Source organism: uncultured Stenotrophomonas sp. (genome assembly GCF_913778665.1).
In the GTDB taxonomy this organism is placed as follows: Bacteria; Pseudomonadota; Gammaproteobacteria; order Xanthomonadales; family Xanthomonadaceae; genus Stenotrophomonas.
The window spans coordinates 116,833-134,569 of the sequence record NZ_CAJYVQ010000005.1 but is presented as its reverse complement, the minus strand read 5'-3'; the positions used below and the strand labels follow the sequence as shown (position 1 = coordinate 134,569).

Below are 17,737 nucleotides of genomic sequence, written 5' to 3'. Positions count from 1 at the left end.
TGCCATGTCCCATCCGCTGTACCGCCCGCGCCGCATGCGCCATGACGAGTTCTCACGCCGCCTGATGCGCGAGAACACGCTGACCACCGATGACCTGATCTACCCGGTGTTCGTGCACGAACGGGCCGGCCGCATCGCGGTGCCGTCGATGCCGGGCGTGGAGCGGCTGTCGATCGAAGAGCTGCTGAAGGTGGCCGAAGAGGCGCTGGAGCTGGGCATCCCCGTGATCGACCTGTTCCCGGTGATCGATCCGTCGCTGAAGTCGCTGGATGCCTCGGCCGCCTGGGCCGAAGACGGCCTGGCGCAGCGCGCGATCCGTGCGCTGAAGTCGCGCTTCCCGGAACTGGGGGTGATGACCGACGTGGCGCTGGACCCTTACACCACGCATGGCCAGGACGGCATCATCGATGACAAGGGCTACGTGCTGAACGACATCACCGTCGACGCGCTGGTGAAGCAGTCGGTGTCGCATGCCGAGGCCGGCGCGGATATCGTCTCGCCGTCGGACATGATGGACGGCCGCATCGGCGCGATCCGCCGCGCGCTCGATGCCAACCACTACCTCAACGTACGCATCATGGCCTACTCGGCCAAGTATGCCTCGGCGTTCTACGGCCCGTTCCGTGATGCGGTGGGCAGCGCCGCCAGCCTCGGCAAGGCCGACAAGAAGACCTACCAGATGGACCCGGCCAACGGCGACGAGGCCCTGCGCGAAATTGCGCTGGACCTGGAAGAAGGCGCCGACATGGTGATGGTCAAGCCGGGCATGCCCTACCTGGACCTGGTGCGCCGGGTGAAGGAAACCTTCGGCGTGCCGACCTTCGCCTATCAGGTGAGTGGCGAGTACGCGATGATGAAGGCCGCTTTCGCCAATGGCTGGCTGGACGAGCGTGCCTGCGTGCTGGAGTCGCTGCTGGGCTTCAAGCGCGCAGGCGCCGATGGCGTGCTGACCTATTTCGCGCCGCAGGTGGCGCGATGGCTGCGCGAGCGCTGACAATGGCGCCACGATAGACGGAGGAATGCGCGATGGGACCCGAACTGGGATGGATGCAGTGGCTGATCTGGGGCATCGGTACGCTGGTGTTCGGCGCCATCATCGTCGGTGTCTTCATCGCCGCCTGGCGGGCCGGCAAGCGCCCGCCGGAGCAGCTCTCGGCCGCCCGCCACGTGGCCCGTGAGCAGGCCCTGCCGGAGAGCGTGCAGGCCGAGCTGGCCGCGCTGAACCAGCGCAGGGACAATGGCCAGCTCAGCGAGGTCGAGTACGAGCAGCAGCGCGCCAGGGTGTTGTCGCGCTGACGGGTGGGGGCCAACCTTGGTTGGCACCTTCCTCCATGCCAACCAGGGTTGGCATCTACCGAACGGCTATCCACGCATGGCGTGGATCTACCGGTAGCGCCGTCACCTTACGCCCGGCACGCACCCCTGCACCGCCGCCACCTTCGGCACCGCCAACCGATACACGTCCACGCCACCGGCACGCGGCGCCTTGGCCGCACTGCTGGCCACCATCATTTCGCCCGGCCTGGCGTTGTCGATCACCGGCGCGCCGGTCCAGCCGCCGGCCTGGTTGAACGACAGCCCCAACGGTTGCAGTGCCGCGCCAGTCCACGCACAGCCGCTGCTCCACACCTGCGCGGTCGCGCCGCTGCCACGGTTGAACACCACCGCGCCGTCGTTGCCCAGCCAGTCACCGTCAGTCTCGTCGTCGGTGCTGTTCAACGCGGCCAGTGCGGTGGCCGGGCCACGCACGCCCTGCGCGTCCAGCGTTGCCACGAACAGGTCCCAGCCAGCGCCACGGCCCTGTTGGCGGGCGAACAACAGCCGCGTGCCATCCGCGCTCAGGGCCGGCCCGCGCTCTTCACCGCGTCCACCCTCGCCCGCAAAAGGCTGCGCCTTGCCCAGCTGCCCATCGGCGGCGACTGCGGCGCGGTACAGTGCCAGTGCGCCCTGGCGGCCTGCCGCGAACAGCAGCCAGCGGCCATCGCGGCTGAAGTAGGGATCGCGGGCCTCGCCGGCCACGCCCACCGGCAGCGCCTGCGCCTGCTGCCAGCGGCCATTGACCACGCGAGCCTGCCACAGGCCCCAGCCGGCCTCGCCGCGGCGGGCAAAGACGATGCGCTGGCCATCCGCGCTGATCGTGGCGCGACCCTCGTCGGCGCGGGTCGAGACCACGCCCATGCCTTCGATGCCGTATTCGTTCAACGCCATCGCCACGGGGGCAGAGAGTAGACTGGCGGCAAGCACCAGCAGGGGCGGGGTGATGCGCATCATCCGGGTCCGTGCACGAAAGAGCATCAGTCTAGCCAGCTTGAGGATTCCATGACCGACCGTTACGCCGTCTTCGGACACCCCGTTGCCCACTCGAAGTCGCCGCAGATCCATGCGACGTTCGGTCGCCAGGAAGGCATCGCGGTGGATTACCGCGCGATCGACCTGGCCCCGGATGCGTTCCTGGCCGGCCTGGAGGCGTTCGCCGCCGAGGGTGGTGTCGGTGCCAACGTCACCCTGCCGCACAAGGAAACCGCGTTTTCGGTGTGCACCACGCTGACCGCGCGCGCGCGCCGCGCCGGCTCGGTCAACACCCTGCTGCGCAAGGGCGACCGCTGGCACGGTGACACCACCGATGGCATCGGCCTGGTGCGCGACCTGACCGATCGCCACGGCCTGGACCTGCGCGGCCGCCGCATGCTGCTGATCGGCGCCGGTGGCTCGGCGCGCAGTGTCGCCCCGGCGCTGCTCGATGCGGGCATCACCGAGCTGGTGGTGGTCAACCGCACGCCGGAACGCGCCGATGAACTGATCGACGCCATGGGCGAGCCGGGCCGCGCGATCAGCCGCTACTGGGAAGACCTGCGCGATCTGGGCGACTTCGAACTGATCGTCAACGCCACCTCGGCCGGCCGCGATCGCGACGTCGAGTTCAAGCTGCCGCTGTCGCTGGTCAACTCGATGACCACTGCGGTCGACCTGAACTACGGCGAGGCGGCCATCGCGTTCCTGGCCTGGGCACGCGCGGCGAACTGCCGCAACACCGTCGATGGCCTGGGCATGCTGGTCGAACAGGCCGCCGAGAGCTTCCTGCAGTGGCACGGCGTTCGCCCGCAGACCGATGAGGTCTACCAGTCGTTGCGCGAGGGCGCAGCGGTACTGGCCGGCGAGGATTGAGCGATGGACAACGCAACCCTGCTGGTCACGGTGCTGAGTATGGTGGGCGTGCGCCTGCCAGTGCTGATCGCACTGTGCGTGGGCTTGGTCTGGGTGGTCGGTGCGCCGCGTGATGCCACCCGTACCGGCGCCCTGGTCGGCCTGCTGCTGTTGCTGCTGGCCAGCCTCGGCGGCATGGCGGCGGGCATCCTGCCGATGTGGATGATCCGCAGCGGTGACTTCAGTTCCGTGTCCAGCCTGAGTGCCATCCTCGGCGTGCTGCATTTCGCGCTGGCGATGGTCGAGGCCATCGGCGTGGTACTGGTGGTATGGGCGCTGGTGCGCCTGCTGCGTACCCGTACGCTCCCGGCCTCCTGACCGCTCGCGCCGGGACATGCCCGGCGCATCTGCCCCCCGCGGCGGTGCGGCCCGTGGACCGTGACCGCCAGCGGGCGTCGTCGCTGGCCCGTTCAGGGTGGCAGCGGCGGTGAATGCGGCCGGCCATGCGACAATGGTCGGCCTGATCCAGCCACGGTACTTCCCGGCGTGACCGAAACCGTCGCCGCTCCGCGCACGCTCGACGACTCCTTGAAGGACGCGATCCGCAAGGCGTATACGACGCTGCAGGCCAATACGCCCGGCTTTTCCACCCGCCGCTCGCAGAGCCAGATGATCGGCGTGGTGTCGCGCGCGCTGTCCAAAAGTGGCGGCGTCGGCGTGGTCGAGGCGCCCACCGGCGTCGGCAAGAGCCTGGGCTACCTGACCGCAGGCGTACCGATCGCGCTGGCCAGCAAGAAGAAGCTGGTGATCAGCACCGGCACCGTGGCCCTGCAGTCGCAGCTGGTCGAGCGCGATATTCCCAACTTCCTCAAGGCCACCGGCCTGGACGCGACCGTGGCGCTGGCCAAGGGCCGTACCCGCTACCTGTGCACGCGCAATGCCGCCGAGGCGCAGGGCGAGGGCTCGCAGGGCGGGATGTTCGAGGATGACGCGCCGCTGTTCGACCGGCCGCTGGCACCGATCGAGATGGACATCGCCAAGCGCCTCACCGACGCCTTCACTGGCGGCAGCTGGGACGGCGACATCGACAACGCGCCGGAGACCATCAGTCCCGGCTTGCGCAGCCGCATCACCACGCCAGCGTCGGGCTGCGCCGGGCGCCGCTGTGCGTATTCGGCGCAGTGCGCGGTGCTGCGTTCGCGCAACACGGTGCGCGATGCGCAGATCGTGGTCACCAACCATGCGCTGCTGCTGTCGGCGCTGTCGATCGGCGACAGCGACAACGGCCAGCCGTTGATCGCACCGCCGTCGGACATGCTGCTGGTGCTGGACGAAGGCCATCACATCGGCAATGTGGCGATCGACCAGGGTGCGGCCAGCCTGGCGCTGGACGAGATGGCCAAGCGCACCGGCCGCCTGCAGATCCTGATCGCCGGTGCCTACCGCGCGGTCGACAAGGACCGCCTCGGCAACCTGCTGCCGAACGAGGCGATCGAAGTGGCCAGCAACGTGGCCAAGCAGCTGCGCGCGTTCCGTGACCACATCGAGCGGGTGTGGATGCCGGCGCCGGCCGACGAGGAACCGATGTGGCGCGCCGCCAATGGCCGCCTGCCCGAGGCCTGGCGCGAGCCGATCGAAGCGCTGGCCGACGATACCCGCAGTCTCTACAACTGGGCGCATGCGGCCACCGCGCAGGTGGCCAAGGGCAAGCCGGACGATGCCGCGCGGGAGCGCCTGCAGCGCAACCTGGGCATGGCGATGGAGATGATCGAGCAGCAGTACAACCTGTGGCAGGCTTGGCGCCGCGAGGACAAGGACGGCGCGCCGCCGATGGCGCGCTGGGTCACCGCCACCCGCGACGGCGACCTGGTGCTGCACGGCTCGCCGGTGTCGGCCGCGCACGTGCTGCGCAAGCTCCTGTGGGATGAAGTGGACTCGGTGGTGATGACCTCGGCGACGCTGACCGGCGGCGGTGATTTCCAGTCGCTGGCGATCGACAACGGCATTCCTGAAGAGGCCGAGATGGTCTCGTTGTCGTCGCCGTTCGACCTGCCCAACCAGGCCGAGCTGATCGTACCGAAGTTTCCGGTTACCCCGGACGACCGCGAAGGCCATCCGCGCGAAGTGGCGCGCTATCTCGACACCGAGCTGGACTGGGCCAAGGGCTCGATGGTGCTCTTCACCTCGCGCTGGAAGATGGAGAAGGTGGCCGGCCTGATGTCGGCCGCGCGCCGCAAGCAGGTGCTGGTGCAGGGCGAGATGTCCAAGACCCGGCTGATCGACGAACACCTGCGCCGCGTCGCAGCGGGCGAGGGCTCGGTGCTGTTCGGCCTGAACTCGTTCGGTGAGGGCCTCGACCTGCCGGGTGAGGCCTGCACCACGGTGGTGATCACCCAGGTGCCGTTCGCGGTGCCGACCGATCCGCAGACCGCCACCCTCAGCGAATGGTTCGAGGGGCGTGGGCTGAATGCGTTCAACCTGATCGCCATTCCGCACGCGCTGCGCACGCTGACCCAGTTCGCCGGCCGCCTGATCCGCACCTCCACCGACACCGGCCGCGTGGTCATCCTCGATTCGCGGCTGCTGACCCGCCGCTACGGCAAACGCATCATCGACGCGCTGCCGCCGTTCAAGCGGGTGATCGGCTGAGCCCATCACGCACGCTGTCGTGAGTGCCCGGAAACCGTGGCAGATCGTCCGGGTGGTGCCGACCGCTGGCCGGCAGATCACCGGTTGCCGGCCTAACCTGCCCAGGCAGGGAGCACGCAGATGAAGATCGAGTTGTCTTCCGACCTGCACCGTAGTGGCGCGGTGCTGAAGGGTGAGCCCGAATCATGGAGCGGCAAGGATCTGCGTTTCGAAACGCGCGGCGATGCCCATGCGGTGTTTCTCTGCCATCCCTCGGTAGATGGATTGGCGCGGGTGAGTGCCCGGCACGCATCATCCTCGGAAAAAAAGGCGACGGAGGGGATTGAGTCGTTTGTGCCACAAACGACTCAATCCCCTCCGTCGCCTTTTCATCAATCGCCCAACAGGGCGGTGTTGCGCACCGCGCCCTTGTCGGCGCTGGTGGCGAGCAGGGCGTAGGCCTTCAGCGCGCTGGTGACCTTGCGCGGGCGCGGCGCGCGCGGCTTCCAGCCACGTGCGTCGGCCTCGCTGCGGCGCTGCGCCAGGATGGCCTCGTCCAGCAGCAGGTCGATGCGGCGGGAAGGGATGTCGATGCGGATGCGATCGCCGTCTTCCACCAGGCCGATCGCGCCGCCGCTGGCGGCTTCCGGCGATACGTGGCCGATCGAAAGGCCCGAGGTGCCACCGGAGAAGCGGCCGTCGGTGAGCAGCGCGCACTGCTTGCCCAGCCCCTTCGACTTCAGGTAGCTGGTCGGGTACAGCATTTCCTGCATGCCCGGGCCACCCCTCGGGCCTTCGTAGCGGATCACCACCACGTCGCCCGGCTGCACTTCGTCGGCGAGGATACCGGCGACGGCCGCGTCCTGGCTTTCGTAGACGCGTGCGGGGCCTTCGAAGATGTGGATCGATTCATCCACGCCTGCGGTTTTCACCACGCAGCCATCCAGAGCGAGGTTACCGCGCAGCACGGCGAGGCCGCCCTCCAGCGAATACGCGTGCTGCAGCGAACGGATGCAGCCTTCGGTGCGGTCGATGTCCAGCGTCGGCCAGCGCGTGGCCTGGCTGAAGGCTTCCTGGGTGGGTATGCCGGCCGGGCCGGCCTTGAAGAACGTATGCAGGGTGTCGTTGTCACTGCGCACCACGTCCCAGCGTTCCAGCGCGTCAGCCAGGCTGGCGCTGTGCACGGTCGGTACCGAGGTATCGAGCAGGCCGGCGCGGTCCAGCTCGCCGAGGATGCCGAACACGCCGCCGGCGCGATGCACGTCCTCGACGTGGTACTTCGGTGTGTTCGGCGCGACCTTGCACAGCTGCGGCACGCGCCGCGACAGTGCGTCGATGTGGGTCAGGTCGAAGTCCACCTCTGCCTCCTGCGCCGCGGCCAGCAGATGCAGGATGGTGTTGGTGGAACCGCCCATGGCGATATCCAGGGCCATCGCGTTGGCGAACGCAGCCTGGGTGGCGATGCCGCGCGGCAGCGCACTCGGATCTTCGCCGCCATACCAGCGATGGCAGAGTTCGACGATCAGGCGGCCGGCGCGGCGGAACAGCGCCTCGCGGTCGGCATGGGTCGCCAGCGTGGTGCCGTTGCCGGGCAGCGACAGGCCCAATGCTTCGGTCAGGCAGTTCATCGAGTTGGCGGTGAACATGCCCGAGCAGGAGCCGCAGGTCGGGCAGGCGCTGCGCTCGAACGCCGCGACCTTCTCGTCGGAGGCGCTGTCATCGGCGGCCACCACCATTGCATCGACCAGGTCCAGCTTGTGCTCGGACAGTTTGGTCTTGCCCGCTTCCATCGGCCCGCCAGAGACGAACACCACCGGGATGTTCAGGCGCAGCGCGGCCATCAGCATGCCGGGGGTGATCTTGTCGCAGTTGCTGATGCATACCAGCGCGTCGGCGCAGTGCGCGTTGACCATGTATTCGACCGAGTCGGCGATGATCTCGCGGCTGGGCAGCGAGTACAGCATGCCGTCGTGGCCCATCGCGATGCCGTCGTCCACGGCGATGGTGTTGAATTCCTTGGCGACGCCGCCGACCTGTTCGATCTCGCGCGCGACCAGCTGGCCGAGGTCCTTCAGGTGTACGTGGCCGGGCACGAACTGGGTGAAAGAGTTGGCGATGGCGATGATGGGCTTGTGGAAGTCGCCATCCTTCATGCCGGTGGCACGCCACAGGGCGCGGGCGCCGGCCATGTTGCGGCCGGCGGTGGAGGTGCGGGAACGGTATTCGGGCATGGCTGGCGGAACGGGCGGGCCGTACGACGTAAGGGTCGCCCGATCATGGACAATTTTTTCGGTTGCTGCTGCAACCACCGAAGGTGGCCCGGCAGGGCTGCGCCCTGCACCTGCCGAATCAACGTCAACGTCAAGAGCTGGCTATACGTGGGATGGCGAGGTGGGTCCGGTTGCGGGGGACGCCGTAAATCCGTCCCTGGAGGCTCGGTCGCGCGATCCATGGCGCTCACGCCCCCGCAACCGGACCCACCCCGCCCTCGACAGTTGACCGGGGGCCCGTAGATCCACGCCATGCGTGGATGGAGGGCAGACGGAAGGCGAAAATGAAATTCCGTTCATCTTTCGGACTTTGCCGATTCCGGTTGTTGGCCAGGATTTGGCATCATTGGGCATTGATCCATCGACAGGGCATGAGGCCATGAAACGTTCCCGCACCACCGCGCTGCTGCTGATGAGCGCTGCGCCGCTGCTGTTCACCGCCTGCCAGAAGGAGCCGGAGGTGAAGGTGCAGGAAGGCCTGTACACCTCGGTCGAGGCCTGCACCGAGGCTACCGGCGATCCGTCGTCGTGCCGCAATGCCTTCGCCGAAGCGCAGAAGCAGGCCGCCGATGCGGCGCCGAAGTACGCCAGCAAGGAAGCCTGCGAGAAGGACTACAAGCCGGAACAGTGCGTGCAGCAGCACACCTCGGCCGGTACCTCCTTCATCGGCCCGATGATGATGGGCTTCTTCATGTCGCAGATGCTGAGCAACCGCGGTGGCCTGGCCCCGCAGGCGCCGGCGTCGGCACCGGCGTACCAGGACAAGAACGCCGGCTGGGCGCGTCCGGCGCCGGGCGGCACCGGTGGCCTGAATACCGCCAGCGGTATCGGCGCCGGCAAGGCCGGCCTCGCACCGGTCACCAGCGAGCCGAACCGTGCGGTCACTGCCAGCCGTGGTGGCTTCGGCAACACCAGCGCACGCCGCAGCACCAGCGGCAGTTACGGCGGCTGATCGACCCATGCAGCGCATCCGGATTGCCGAGCGTGCCCAGTGGCGGGCACGCGCGGAAGAGGCGGGGTTTCGCTTCCACACCATCGATGGCCAGCCGTACTGGGATGAAAGCGCGTACTACGCCTTCACCCTGCGCCAGATCGAACAGGACATCGAAGACCCCAGCGCCGAGCTGCACCAGATGGCGCTGGACCTGGTCGGCGATGTCATCGCCAGCGAACGGCTGATGGACCAGTTGGCGATTCCGTCGCATTACCGCGACTGGATCGCCGACAGCTGGCGCCAGCGCCAGCCGCATCTGTATGGGCGCCTGGACCTGGCCTACGACGGCACCGGTCCGGCCAAGCTGTACGAGCTGAACTACGACACGCCGACCTCGCTGTTCGAGGCCAGTTTCTTCCAGTGGCAGTGGCTGGAGGACCAGCGCAATGCCGGTCGCCTGCCGCAGCATGCCGACCAGTTCAATGCGATCCATGAAGCGCTGGTCGAGCGCTTCGGCGAACTGGCAACGCAGCTGCCACCGCCGCTGTACTTCAGCGCAGTGGGCAGTTCGGACGAAGACCGTGGCACCGTCGACTATCTGCGCGACTGCGCCTCGCAGGCGGGCCTGCACGGCCAGGCGATCGCCATCGAGGATATCGGCCTGTCCGAGGACGGCCGTTTCACCGCGCTGGACGATTCGGTGATCGGTACGCTGTTCAAGCTGTATCCGCTGGAAGACCTGATGGCCGAGGAGTTCGGCCGCGCACTGCCCGGTTCGGGCGTGCAGCTGCTCGAACCGGCGTGGAAGGCGGTGCTGAGCAACAAGGGCATCCTGCCGCTGCTGTGGCAGCGCAACGTCGGTCATCCGAACCTGCTGGAAGCACACTTCGATGACGGCAGCACGCTGGCGTCGGGCTGGGTGCGCAAGCCGCTGTTCTCGCGCGAAGGCGCCAACATCGAGATGCACCTGGCCGATGGCAGCACCCAGCGCAGCGACGGTCCCTACGATGGCCCGGCGATCATCCAGCGCGCACATCCGCTGACCCGCTTTGAAGGCGGCTACCCGCTGATCGGCAGCTGGGTGATCGGCGACCACGCCTGCGGCATCGGCATCCGCGAGGACAACAGCGCGATCACCCGCGACAGCGCGCGCTTCCTGCCGCACGCGATCGTCGACGAGGCGCCGACGCGGATCTACGTCTGATGTCGGAGCAACGCAATCGCGACCTGCGGCCTGCGCCGTTGCCGGGTCGGCACCTGGATGACGGCCATGCGCTGTCGCGCTATTCGGACCGCATCGCGGTGCGCTGCCATCGCTGCGATACGCCCGGTTGGGTGGTGGGGACGTCGGGATCGCGACGTTTCCGTTGCCTGGGCTGCAGCGCAGCCCTGGACAGTGTATGCGGCTGTGGTTGCTGTGTTGCGGGCGACTGGGTCGGGCCGGTGCGCTACAGCGGCTATCGTCCCTGCGGATACTGTGGGCACAAATGGGTCCGCGCCGAGCTGCACCGCGCGCGTGCAACGCCGCCGTTGCGGACGCTGGCGGCGGACTGCGGTCAGTGCGGACGCAGCAGCGAGGTGGAGGTCACGCTGTCGCGGTGGCGTGGCAATGAGGCGATCGATCCACACTTCGGCCTGCCGCTGCGGTTGGTCGAAAAGACCGCGGCCGGCGTGCTGTGGGCCTACAACGAGGCCCATCTGCAGGCGTTGCACGATTACGCCGCCGCGCCCCTGCGCGAGCGCGCGGGTGTCACCAATCGCTCGATGTTCTCGCGCCTTCCGCAGTGGATGAAGCTGGGCCGCAACCGGGTGCTGCTGCAGCGCACGGTGGAGCGCTTGCAGCGGCGATTGCTGCAAGGGTAGTGCCGGCCGCTGATCGGCAACGGAGTGCGCAGGGTGATGCTCCGGTCAAGCGCGGGACTACAGCAACCCTTCGCGCTTCACCGCCAGGTAGCGCTCCACCAGTGCCCCCGGCAGGGCGTCGGCGGTCACGTCCAGCACCATCACCTTCTCGCTGCGCAGTGCTTCGTGCGCCTTCGCGCGCTGCTGCAGGTACAACGCGGCGGCACCGGCCTGGGCCGCGTCCTCCAGCGTCTGCACGTCGCCGTCCAGCGCACCGTCCAGCTCGCGCTCGCGCAGGCTGGCCACGCATACCAGGTGGCGCCGCTGCAGCAGGCGCACCGCCGCCAGCAGGTCTTCGATGTCCTCGTCGCGCACGTTGCTGACCAGCATCACCAGCGCACGTCGGCGCTGGCGCAGTGACACTTCGGTGGCGGCGGCCAGATAGTCGGTGGCCACCGCGCGCGGCTGCAGGTCGTAGCTGGCGCGCAGCAGGTGCTCGACCGTGCCCATGCCGCGCTGCGGCGCGACCCAGCGACGCTCGCCACCGGCGGCGATCAGGCCGGCGGCATCACCCTGGCGCAGTGCCAGATAGGCCACCACCAGCGAGGCATTCAGCGCGTGATCGAAGTGCGACAGTCCGCCTTCGCTGGCCAGCATGCGGCGGCCGCTGTCCAGCATCAGCAGCAACTGCTGGTTCTTTTCGTCCTGGTACTCGCGCGAGACCAGCTTGCGTGCACGCGCGGTGGCCTTCCAGTCGAGCTGGCGCAGGCTGTCGCCGACGCGGTACTCGCGCATCTGGTGGAAGTCGGTGCCTTCGCCACGGCGGCGCTTGACGTGCGCACCCACCAGCCGCGAGGCCTGGTCAGCACTGAACAATGCGAAGCGGGTGAGCGGCACGAAGTTCGGATAGACCCGCACCTCCAGCACCGGCGGCAGCGTGCGTTGCTGCCACCACAGGCGCCACGGCGAACGCATGCGCAGGTGCACCCCTTCGAAGCGGAAATGCCCCCGCTGCAGCGGCTGCAGGTGGTAGTGCAGGGTGGATGCCGTACCTGCCTGCAGCCGCACGCGCTGCGGCAGCGATTCCAGCGGCCAGCCGCCGGGCACCTGATCGAACACCTGCACCGTCATCGATTGCGGCGCCTGCAGGCGCAGCGCGGCTTCACGGCGCACGCCCAGCGCCAGCGCTTCGGGCAGCTCGCGCTGGATCTGCGGCGAAGGACGTCGTGCCTGCTGCCACAGGTCCAGCAGGGCCGGCACGGCAATGGCCAGCCCGGCCAATGCCCAGCCCCAGCGTGGCAGCATTCCGCCCAGCACCAGGCCACCCAGGGTGGCCCAGGCCAGCAACAGCACCAGCAGCAGCGGGGCCGGCCTCATCGGCGCGGCGCTTCCACCTTGGCCAGCAACGCGCCCAGCACGTCGTCGGCATCCTGGCCTTCGATCTGCAGTTCCGGTGCCAGCGCGATGCGATGGCGCAGCGCCGGGCGTGCGATGTCGCGCACGTCGTCTGGGGTGACGAAGTCACGGCCCGCCAATACCGCCTGCGCACGCGATGCGCGCACGAGCGCGATGCTGCCGCGCGGACCGGCGCCGACGGCGATGCCCGGCCACTGCCGGGTGGCGGCGACGATGCGTACCGCGTAGTCGATCACTTCGTCATCGACGGTGATCGCCGCGGTGGCACGCTGCAGTTCCAGCAGCTCGCCGGCGCCGAGCACGCGCGGCACCTGGCTCAGGTCGAAATCGCTGGCAGCGCGGCCGCTGGTGATCGCGGTCACCATGCGCTTTTCGTCCTCCAGCTGCGGGTAGTCGATCAGCACCTTCAGCAGGAAGCGGTCCAGCTGCGCTTCCGGCAGCGGATAGGTGCCTTCCTGTTCCAGCGGGTTCTGCGTGGCCAGCGCCATGAACGGCGGCGCCAGGGTGAAGGCCTTGCCTTCGATGGTGACCTGGCCTTCCTGCATCACTTCCAGCAGCGCCGACTGGGTCTTGGCCGGCGCACGGTTGATCTCGTCGGCCAGCAGCAGGTTGGTGAACACCGGGCCGCGGCGGATCTTGAAGCTCTCGCTCTTCGGGTCGTACACCGCGTGGCCGCTGACGTCGCTGGGCATCAGGTCCGGTGTGAACTGCACGCGGCCGTAGTCCAGCTCCAGGGCCTGCGCCAGGGCGCGCACCAGCAGGGTCTTGCCCAGCCCGGGCACGCCTTCGATCAGCACGTGGCCACCGGCCAGCAGCGCCACCAGGATCTGGTCGAGCACGTCGGCCTGGCCGATGAAGGCGTGGCTGATGGCCTCGCGGATGGCGTCGACACGTTCGATCAGGCCGGCGTTGGCGGCTGCCGGCAGCGCGGGGACTTCTGTCATAGCAGGGATCTCATCTGGAGCAGCAAGCGGATGCGCTCGCGCAGGGCGGAGGAATCGTGCGGGGGAGGGGGCGTGAGCGCGCTGGCGACACGGCCCTGAGGCCACTTCAGCAGCTCGGCGATGGCCTGCTCACGCGGTGCGCCATCGAGCGCAGCGGCGACCGGGGCGCGCAGGCGCAGGCGGTGCAGGAACAGACCGAGCACGGCCTCATACAGGCGCGCGCCGTGGCCGAAGCGCAACAGCAGCTCGCCGCTGGCGCGCACATGCTCCAGTAGCGAGCGGCGTTCCAGCACCGTCGACGGTTGCAGGCTGCCGAAGCGTTGCGAGCGTGCCCACAGCCAGCCCAGCAGTGCCAGCAGCAGCGGTGCCCACAACGGCCAGCCCTGGCAGAACAGGCGGACCCACAGCGACGGCGGGCGGCCGGCATAGACCAGCCAGACCGCACCTTTGCCGTAGTTGGGGTCGAGCAGGTAGCGGGTCAGGTCGCGGTGGGCAGGATCGTGCAGGCCATCGCTGGCGCGGCCGGCCTCGGCGGCCACGCGGGCGGCGGGCGAATCGACATCGCCGCGCATGAACTCCATGTCCGCCAGTACGCTCACCTTGCCCTGGCCATGGCGCAGGCGTGCGAACACCAGGTCGTGGTCACTGCCCCAGCGGCGTTCGGCCTGTGCACTGGCGGCGAAGCCCAGGGTGAAACGGCGACCCCCGCAGAATTCGGAATGACCCGCGTCGTCGTCGATGTGGAACGGCTGGCAATCACTGTGCTGGAACAGGCTGTCCACGCCGAGCTGGTCCAGCAGCGGCCCCTGCGTGCTGCGGGCATCGTCCTCGGCCGGGGGCGGCGTGCGCACCAGCAGGTGACCGCCACGCGCGACCCAGTCCAGCAGCTGTCGCACGGCGGGGGCCGGCAGTTCGCTGCTGTCCTGCAGCAGCACCACCGTGTCGTGCGGACCCAGCGCCATCTGCTGCAGTTCCAGCCGCGGCTGCGAATGCACGTCGATGCCGTCCGCTCGCAGCGCCTGGCCGAGCACGTACAGCGGGTTGTAGCTGGCCTCGCCCTGCGGCGGCAGCCGCACGGTCTCGGTGACCCGCTCATGCGTGCGCAGGTAGAGGATGGTCAGCGGCACGCCGAACAGCACCAGCGTACCCAGCAGCAGTGACCAGAACAGACGCGGGCTCATGCCTGCCACCGGTACTGCTGGCGAAGGGTATCGGCCAGGGCATCGAAGTCGCTGCGGCTGGGCAGGCGGCCACCGTAGGCGGCGTACTGCCACATGCGCACGATGCGCGCGAACAGGTCACGGTCGGCGGTCTCGGGCATGCGTCGCGAGGCGCGCAGGCACTGTGCTTCGGTGGCGCCCGGCGGCAGCGCGATGCCGCTGCGTTCGCCCACGGTACGCACGCTGGCCCGGTACAGCAGGGCCAACGCCTGCCGCGGCCGACCCTGGTCCCACAACAGCCTGGCCTGGGTGGCCACGTCCGGCGGCAGCACCGCCGGCAGTTCCACGGTCTCCTTGTGTACCGGCGGCGGCGCCTTCGCCTTGCGCCGGCCGCTGCCACGCAGCCACGGCAGCCACAGGCGCGCGGTCAGCAGCAGCACCAGCAGCAGGACACCGAGCAGCGCCCACAGCCCCCATTCGGCCAACCGTGCCAGCCAGGCGATACCGCCCTTGCGCGCCTTGCGTTCGTTGCGGCCGTCACCATCCTTCTGCAGCACCTTGTCGCCCTTCTTCTTTTCCTCGGCCTGTTCAATCGGCTTCCAGCGCGTGACCTGGCGGGTGGGGCGCTGCAGCGGATCCTCATAGGCGCGGTTCACGGCCTGGCGGAAGCCGGCGGTGTCCACGGGCGTGCTACCGAAGATCATTGCCGGCGTGTTGGCCGGATCGATCGCGGATTCGTCGGCCTCGTCCTCATTGGCGTCGTCGTTGCCGGGTGTTCCCAGTGCGCGCTCGGGCCCGCTATCCGCGTCCTGCGCGTGCACGGGCACGGGTACCAGCGGCAACGCCAGGCACAGCAGCAACGCAAGCGTCGAGGTGGCCGGCAGCAGGCGCTCGCGCAGGCGGCGCAGCGCGATCTCCACGTCCCACGCCTCCATCTGCGTACGCCGGTTCAGGTACAGGCCAAAGCCCGCACCGACGAAGAACGGGCCAATCAGCACGGAGGCCAGCCAGCACGCCAGGTTGAAGCCGAAGCGTGCCCACGCCGGCGTGTCCTTGCCGATCATGTCCCACGCTGCGCGCCAGGATTCAGACATCAGTTCCAGCGGCATGAACATGAACACCGCGCCGATCGCACCGGTCACCAGCACCGTTTCGAACGCCATGCAGACCACCGTCAGCACCATCGCCGAGCCTGCAGCGCCGGCCGCCACCGCGCGGCGGCGCGCACCGCGCTGGTGCGGCGCATTGCCTTCCAGCAGGTTCACCGGCAGGCACAGGCTGCGCAGCACGCTGAAGCGGCGCCAGCCCAGGTAGCCCCAGAATCCTGCGTTGCCCCAGCTGCGCTGCGCGCGCAATGCAGCCAGCGCGCCCACCGGCTCGCCGAAGATGCCGCGCGACAGCACGTACAGCGGGGCGCGCTCGAACAGCGGCTTGCACCACCACATCGCCAGCCAGGCCCAGCCGAACGCATCCAGCCACCCTCCGAGCACATTGAAGATCACGAACAACGGGGCACTGGCCAGCAGCCAGCTGCCCCACACGGCGCGTGCATGGCGGCGGGCGAGCGCACTGCCCAGCTCCATCGCTTCCCAGCCGCTGCGCGCGCGCAGCACCACGTCCAGGCGGTCAATGCGCATCGCCGCCTCCACGTCCGCCGCGCCACAGCCACAGCAGCACGCCGGCCCACAGCACGCCCGCCACGCTGAACTTGCCCCACGCCGGTACCTCGGCGATCGACGACCAGAAGGCTTCGATGAATGCCGCCACCAGCAGCATGAAGGCCACGCCCAGGCACAGCCGGGCACCGATGCGGCCGCCGTCGACCAGCGCATCCAGGCGGCTGCGGCGGCCTGGTGCCAGCAGCTTCATGCCCAGCTGCAACCCGGCGCCGCCGGCGATCACGATCGCGGTCAGTTCGAACGCGCCGTGGCCCACCACGAAGCGCCAGAACGGGCCACCATGGCCGATGTGCTGCAGGTGGCCCGCCACCGCACCGATGGTCACGCCGTTGAACAGCAGCACCAGCAGCGTGCCCAGCCCGGCCAGCAGCCCACTGGCAAAGGTACGCAGGGCGATGCTGATGTTGTTGAGGATGTAGTGGCCGAACATCATCCAGTCGGTGCCACTGTCTCGGCCCAGGCGCTCGGCCGCCGGATCGTACATGCGCTCCATCGCGGCGATCTGGCGGTTGTCCATCAGCAGGTGGATCAGCTCGGGATGGGTCTGCGTCAGCACGAAGCAGGCCAGCGCCGGCACCGCGAACATCGCCAGCGCCACCCACATGCTGCGTGATTGGCTGCGCACCAGCAGCGGGAAGTCGGCCACCAGGAATTCCAGTGCGCTGCGCCAGCGCGTCGGCCGGGTGCGGTAGAGCACGCTGTGGCCCCGCTGCATCAGCTGCTGCAGGCGCTGCACCAGCTGTGGGCTGTAGCCGCGCTCACGGGCCAGCGCCAGCTGCTGGCACAGGCGCCGGTAGTGCTGCGGGAAAGCGGTGTCGTCCAATGCCAGGCCGCTGGCCTTGCGGCGCGCGCGGCGCGAGGCAGCCGCGCGCAGCAGCAGCCACTGCTCCAGGTCCTGCCACTCCTGCTGGTAGCGGGCGACGAACTGTTCCTGCTTCATCGTCGCCCCAGCAGCCAGTTGGCCATGGCATACAGGCGCAGCACGCCGACCTGGCCGGGGGTGCCTGTCAACGGTTCGGCGATGCCGGCCAGCTCCTGCTGGCGCGCCACCGACAGTCGCGGCGCGCGTTCGGCGAAGGCCATCAGTGCGGCCTGTTCTTCCGGCCGCAGCGGCTGCGGCGGGGCCAGCACGCTGTCGATGGTGGGCGGCGGCGGCAGGTAATGCGCGGGTGTGTGCACCACCACGGTGCCGGCGACCAGGTCACCGAGGCGGCGGCCATGGGGATCGAACAGGCTGCTGACCAGGCCCAGCGCATAGCCGAACGGCAGCATGTCCACGGTACGCAGCAGGTTGCGGGTGATCGCCGCCATCCAGCCCACCGGCGCGCCATCGCGGGACAGCACGCGCAGCCCCAGCGCACGCTTGCCCAGGGTGCGGCCCCACAGCGCCTCGCAGACGATCGGATAGATCCAGTAGACCAGGAACATCAGCACCAGGTTGAGCCCGGAGCCGAACTCGTCCAGCAGGGCCAGCGGGATCGCCATCAGCACCAGCACCGCGATGCGCACGCCGAGGTCGACGAGCCAGGCCATCGCCCGCGGCACCGGGCCGGCCGCGGGCAACTGCAGTGGCACACCCTCCGGCGTCACCACCTCGCGGCAGGTATCGAGCATCGGTGCGGCCATCAGCGCGATGGCCTTCGTTGTGGGCGCCGGAGTCCTCTCCGGCAGGCAGCCACAGGCATGGGGGGGTCTCGACAGATCCTGGTCGGGCCCAGAC

The 17,737-nt window shown here is 69.0% G+C and carries 17 protein-coding genes; 9 read left to right on the top strand and 8 right to left on the bottom strand.

The window, feature by feature from the left end:
• Window positions 1–4 precede the first annotated feature (4 nt).
• Window positions 5–994, top strand: a complete 990-nt coding sequence (gene hemB, locus QZ853_RS07195; protein ID WP_295571637.1) for a porphobilinogen synthase — start codon at window positions 5–7, stop codon at window positions 992–994.
• A gap of 32 nt (window positions 995–1,026) precedes the next feature.
• Window positions 1,027–1,296, top strand: a complete 270-nt coding sequence (locus QZ853_RS07190) for an SHOCT domain-containing protein (protein ID WP_295571636.1) — start codon at window positions 1,027–1,029, stop codon at window positions 1,294–1,296.
• Window positions 1,297–1,398: 102 nt separating this feature from the next.
• Here QZ853_RS07190 and QZ853_RS07185 read toward each other — a convergent pair whose 3' ends face one another.
• Window positions 1,399–2,271 carry a hypothetical protein gene (locus tag QZ853_RS07185; protein WP_295571635.1) on the bottom strand — a complete coding sequence of 291 codons (873 nt, stop codon included), beginning with the start codon at window positions 2,269–2,271 and terminating at the stop codon, window positions 1,399–1,401.
• A 48-nt stretch (window positions 2,272–2,319) separates the two neighbouring features.
• Here QZ853_RS07185 and aroE point away from each other — a divergent pair, with 48 nt between their 5' ends.
• The 4 genes from aroE to QZ853_RS07165 all read left to right on the top strand — a co-directional run bounded on the left by aroE (window position 2,320) and on the right by QZ853_RS07165 (window position 6,231).
• A complete protein-coding gene (gene aroE / locus QZ853_RS07180; RefSeq protein ID WP_006475709.1) occupies window positions 2,320–3,165 on the top strand; it encodes a shikimate dehydrogenase in 846 nt (281 codons plus the stop codon).
• Window positions 3,166–3,168: 3 nt separating this feature from the next.
• Window positions 3,169–3,522 carry a hypothetical protein gene (locus QZ853_RS07175; RefSeq protein ID WP_295571634.1) on the top strand — a complete coding sequence of 118 codons (354 nt, stop codon included), beginning with the start codon at window positions 3,169–3,171 and terminating at the stop codon, window positions 3,520–3,522.
• Window positions 3,523–3,690: 168 nt separating this feature from the next.
• Window positions 3,691–5,793, top strand: a complete 2,103-nt coding sequence (dinG, locus tag QZ853_RS07170; protein WP_295571633.1) for an ATP-dependent DNA helicase DinG — start codon at window positions 3,691–3,693, stop codon at window positions 5,791–5,793.
• 120 nt (window positions 5,794–5,913) lie between these two features.
• Window positions 5,914–6,231 (top strand): hypothetical protein, encoded by a 318-nt coding sequence (locus QZ853_RS07165; protein ID WP_295571632.1) that lies wholly within the window; start codon window positions 5,914–5,916, stop codon window positions 6,229–6,231.
• On the opposite strand, the gene ilvD is transcribed toward QZ853_RS07165, so the two are convergent.
• Window positions 6,165–8,003 carry a dihydroxy-acid dehydratase gene (gene ilvD / locus QZ853_RS07160; protein WP_295571629.1) on the bottom strand — a complete coding sequence of 613 codons (1,839 nt, stop codon included), beginning with the start codon at window positions 8,001–8,003 and terminating at the stop codon, window positions 6,165–6,167. The two genes, QZ853_RS07165 and ilvD, sit on opposite strands and share 67 nt — an antisense overlap.
• A gap of 418 nt (window positions 8,004–8,421) precedes the next feature.
• Between ilvD and QZ853_RS07155 the strand changes: the two genes are divergently transcribed.
• From QZ853_RS07155 to QZ853_RS07145, 3 genes are read left to right on the top strand one after another with little or no spacing between them, the layout of a single operon-like run.
• Window positions 8,422–8,994 (top strand): DUF1190 domain-containing protein, encoded by a 573-nt coding sequence (locus QZ853_RS07155; protein WP_005420172.1) that lies wholly within the window; start codon window positions 8,422–8,424, stop codon window positions 8,992–8,994.
• A gap of 7 nt (window positions 8,995–9,001) precedes the next feature.
• On the top strand, window positions 9,002–10,180 hold the full coding sequence (locus tag QZ853_RS07150) for a glutathionylspermidine synthase family protein (protein WP_295571627.1): 1,179 nt from the start codon (window positions 9,002–9,004) through the stop codon (window positions 10,178–10,180).
• The gene (locus QZ853_RS07145) at window positions 10,180–10,839 is read left to right on the top strand and encodes a hypothetical protein (protein WP_295571625.1); all 660 of its coding nucleotides are present in this window, start codon (window positions 10,180–10,182) and stop codon (window positions 10,837–10,839) included. The genes QZ853_RS07150 and QZ853_RS07145 overlap by 1 nt, the downstream gene beginning before the upstream one ends.
• Before the next feature lie 57 nt (window positions 10,840–10,896).
• On the opposite strand, the gene QZ853_RS07140 is transcribed toward QZ853_RS07145, so the two are convergent.
• From QZ853_RS07140 to QZ853_RS07115, 6 genes are read right to left on the bottom strand one after another with little or no spacing between them, the layout of a single operon-like run.
• The gene (locus QZ853_RS07140; RefSeq protein ID WP_295571623.1) at window positions 10,897–12,195 is read right to left on the bottom strand and encodes a DUF58 domain-containing protein; all 1,299 of its coding nucleotides are present in this window, start codon (window positions 12,193–12,195) and stop codon (window positions 10,897–10,899) included.
• Window positions 12,192–13,178 (bottom strand): MoxR family ATPase, encoded by a 987-nt coding sequence (locus QZ853_RS07135; RefSeq protein ID WP_295571621.1) that lies wholly within the window; start codon window positions 13,176–13,178, stop codon window positions 12,192–12,194. Before QZ853_RS07135 ends, QZ853_RS07140 begins: the two co-directional genes overlap by 4 nt.
• A complete protein-coding gene (locus tag QZ853_RS07130) occupies window positions 13,175–14,359 on the bottom strand; it encodes a DUF4350 domain-containing protein (protein WP_295571619.1) in 1,185 nt (394 codons plus the stop codon). The genes QZ853_RS07135 and QZ853_RS07130 overlap by 4 nt, the downstream gene beginning before the upstream one ends.
• The gene (locus tag QZ853_RS07125) at window positions 14,356–15,975 is read right to left on the bottom strand and encodes a DUF4129 domain-containing protein (protein ID WP_295571617.1); all 1,620 of its coding nucleotides are present in this window, start codon (window positions 15,973–15,975) and stop codon (window positions 14,356–14,358) included. The genes QZ853_RS07130 and QZ853_RS07125 overlap by 4 nt, the downstream gene beginning before the upstream one ends.
• Entirely contained in the window at window positions 15,965–16,957 is a 993-nt protein-coding gene (locus QZ853_RS07120) for a stage II sporulation protein M (RefSeq protein WP_295571615.1), read from the bottom strand. Before QZ853_RS07120 ends, QZ853_RS07125 begins: the two co-directional genes overlap by 11 nt.
• The gene (locus QZ853_RS07115) at window positions 16,954–17,643 is read right to left on the bottom strand and encodes an RDD family protein (protein ID WP_295571614.1); all 690 of its coding nucleotides are present in this window, start codon (window positions 17,641–17,643) and stop codon (window positions 16,954–16,956) included. Before QZ853_RS07115 ends, QZ853_RS07120 begins: the two co-directional genes overlap by 4 nt.
• Window positions 17,644–17,737 lie beyond the last annotated feature (94 nt).